Origin of the sequence: Rhodococcus sp. (in: high G+C Gram-positive bacteria) (assembly GCF_049591685.1) — a bacterium.
In the GTDB taxonomy this organism is placed as follows: domain Bacteria; phylum Actinomycetota; class Actinomycetes; order Mycobacteriales; family Mycobacteriaceae; genus Rhodococcoides.
This window is the reverse complement of record NZ_JBAWFH010000326.1, coordinates 1-2,802: the sequence shown is the minus strand read 5'-3', so window position 1 is coordinate 2,802 and position 2,802 is coordinate 1. Positions and strand designations below refer to the sequence as shown.

The window sequence follows — 2,802 nt, the reverse complement described above, 5'->3', positions numbered from 1 at the left end:
GTCGACAAAGCATCCTCGGAGCTCGAGCAGGTCGATCCCATCGCCATGCGGTTGGTCCTCGAGTTGCACCGAGTTACCGGCGCGGTGGTCTACGACCTGGAATCGAGCGTCCATCGGCCCAGCGGATGGACGTGGTCGGGTTTTAGAGTCCTGTTTGTCTTGTGGCTGGTTGGTCCGAGTGAATCCAAGCGCATCGCGGAGTTGGCGGGCATCAGCCGTTCGGCCACGTCCGCGTTGGTAAAGACTTTGATTCGGGACGGTCTGGTGGAGTCGGAACGTTCCACCACGGACGGACGCGCGCTGACGGTCTTTCTGACCGACGCCGGACACTCCGCCATCACCGACACTTTTGCGGCGCACAATCGTCGCGAACAACTGTGGACCGGTACATTGACAGCTGAGGAACGCCTGCTTCTCACCTGCCTTCTGAAGAAGCTGGCCACCGCGATAGATCAAGACGGCGTAAAGCGGCGCTGACGACCGTTCGAACGCACTGCGTGTTTGCCGCATCGCGATCGTAGTCATCCGCCGCACCCCGACATGTGTGTCCGATCCCTATCGCAATCGCATTACACGCGTTTAATTATTCGATCAAACCCTTGATTAATTAGGATCGCTCCGGCAGAGTTGTGCCATGGGTCACGTTCGACCACTTGTTCAGTTCTTGGTCGTATCGACATACGGATCACCGGATGCCTTCATCATCGAAAGACCACATGGAATGAGAAGCGCGACATCATCGTTCAGCTGGAGCCAAGAAGACTGGGCTCCGCTCACCGAAATGGCCGACGGTTTGGACGAGTACCGGCCCGGCCTCAGCACGGCACTCAATGGTCAGGACGTAGTGCTGGAAGCCCAGTACGTAGACGGTGAAGAACCGTTCACCCTGCCCCAGAAAGACGACGACGATGCGGTCGACAACTGATTGCGGACCAGACCAGCTGTCGAGCCAGGCCTACGATGCTGCAGTCCGCTTCGTACCTCCGGTCGTAATTCTACCTGATTGCACAGTTCAATCTACGAAATCCATTGGAGTCCAATATGTCTCGTGACAGTTCCGACAACTCGTTCGGATGCTTGCATACGAATGCCATGATCTGGACCGCGGACGCCCGTCACCCAACGGCCACCAGCATGCTCGTTCGCGGTGGTCAGATCGCGGCGATCGATCCCACACCCCAACAACTGATCGGCAACGAACAGATTATCGACCATGGCGGCGCATTTCTGATGCCCGGTTTTGGGGACGTCCACACCCACCACCTGCTGGCGGGCCGAGCCAGCTTGGTCGAGCTGCAACTCGACGGTAATGCCGATCTCGAGGCCGTACTGGCATCGATCGAGGCCTGGGCCGAGAAACTCGAAGAGGACGAATGGGTTGTCGGCGGCGGGTGGGGAAGCCATCTGCTCGACGCGGTGTCCTCCCTCGAGGCACTGCACCGCCTCGACGATGCGGCGGGCGGCAGAGCGGTCATGCTGCGCGATGATAGTTGTCACAACCGGTGGGTCAGCACTCGCGCAATGTCTCTGGCTGGGCTCACCTCCGATACCGTTGACCCGGACGGCGGCCGTATCGTGCGAGACGTAACAACGTTGCAGCCGGCGGGCGTATTGATCGAAGCCGCCCTTATACCGGTCGAACGCGCTTATGCTGCAACTCATTCGGATACGACAGATCTCGACGCTGCCAGCTGCGCCCACGCCATCGAGACCTTGCACAGTTTCGGAATCACTCATTTTCAGGACGCCGCCGCATCTCTGCCGATGATGCAAGCGCTCGCTACCCTCGATCGGCGCGGTGACCTGCAGGCTTGGGTCGTCACTTCAGCTCAGATCAACGATAAGATCTTCGGCACGAGCCCGATCGGTGTACCGCTCCTCGACGCCGCGGTTGATTACCGCACCGAGCATCACCGACCCGACTTCGTGAAGATCTTCCTTGACGGCGTGCCCACCTCGCGCACTGCTCTGTTGCTCGAGCCCTACCTACCCGGCGAGAACGACGACGCCGATTGGTTCGGTGAGAGCACGATGTCGCAGGCCGAACTCACCGAATGGCTCGTGGAGGTCGCGCGGCGTGGACTGGGTGCCAAGATCCACTGCACCGGTGACGGATCCGTGCGGATGGTTCTCGAGGCGGCCACCGTTCTACGGGAGCGCGGATACGCTGACACCGTAGTTCAGATTGCCCACGGGGAGTACATCGCCGACGATGATCTGCCTCGCATGGCCACACTCGGCATCGTGGCCGATCTCTCTCCGCCTTTGTGGTTCCCGGGCGTCATCCTCGAGGCGATTTGCCGGTGCATCCCCCGTGACCGCGCGCGCCGCATGTGTCCCAACCGCACCCTGCTCGACCTCGGCGTCGTGATGGCCGGTGGATCCGACTGGCCGGTGATGCCGAGCCCCGATCCCTGGATCGGCATACAAGGGCTGATCACTCGGGCCGACCCGTCCGGAACTCACCCCGGAACGCTCTGGCCGGAGCAAGCTTTGACTCTGGACGAGGCCTTGCGCGTGTACACGATCGGTGTCGCACAGGCCACGGGACTGGCCGCCGTCACCGGCTCGCTCGTTGTGGGTAAATCCGCCGACTTCACAATTCTGAACAACAACCCATTCGCTGTCGCGTCCTCGGAACTCGTCACGATGTCCTCCCAGCAGACATGGTTCGCGGGCCGGCTGGTCTTCGGCGATCTGCGACCCTAGAAAGAGATTCTCCGCATGCCTACACCGACAACGCCGACAGCGATGGGTAGAGCTACAGTCGCAGATCGGAACTATTGGTTCATCGGCCTGTAC

3 protein-coding genes are annotated in these 2,802 nt (G+C 60.7%); all 3 read left to right on the top strand.

Going from position 1 to position 2,802, the window contains the following annotated elements; all coding sequences use genetic code 11:
• Positions 1-477, top strand: a 477-nt coding sequence (locus tag WBQ44_RS13590; RefSeq protein WP_495567206.1) for a MarR family winged helix-turn-helix transcriptional regulator, incomplete at its 5' end; no start/stop codon positions are given.
• 244 nt (positions 478-721) lie between these two features.
• A complete protein-coding gene (locus tag WBQ44_RS13585; RefSeq protein ID WP_495567205.1) occupies positions 722-925 on the top strand; it encodes a hypothetical protein in 204 nt (67 codons plus the stop codon).
• A gap of 167 nt (positions 926-1,092) precedes the next feature.
• Complete coding sequence (locus WBQ44_RS13580; protein WP_495567204.1) at positions 1,093-2,709, top strand: amidohydrolase; 1,617 nt, start codon at positions 1,093-1,095, stop codon at positions 2,707-2,709.
• Positions 2,710-2,802 lie beyond the last annotated feature (93 nt).

Bases quoted from the DNA above. Each gene is read 5' to 3' on its own strand.
- WBQ44_RS13580 (WP_495567204.1), top strand. From the start codon at position 1,093: ATGATCTGGACCGCGGACGCCCGTCACCCAACGGCCACCAGCATGCTC.
- WBQ44_RS13585 (WP_495567205.1), top strand. From the start codon at position 722: ATGAGAAGCGCGACATCATCGTTCAGCTGGAGCCAAGAAGACTGGGCT.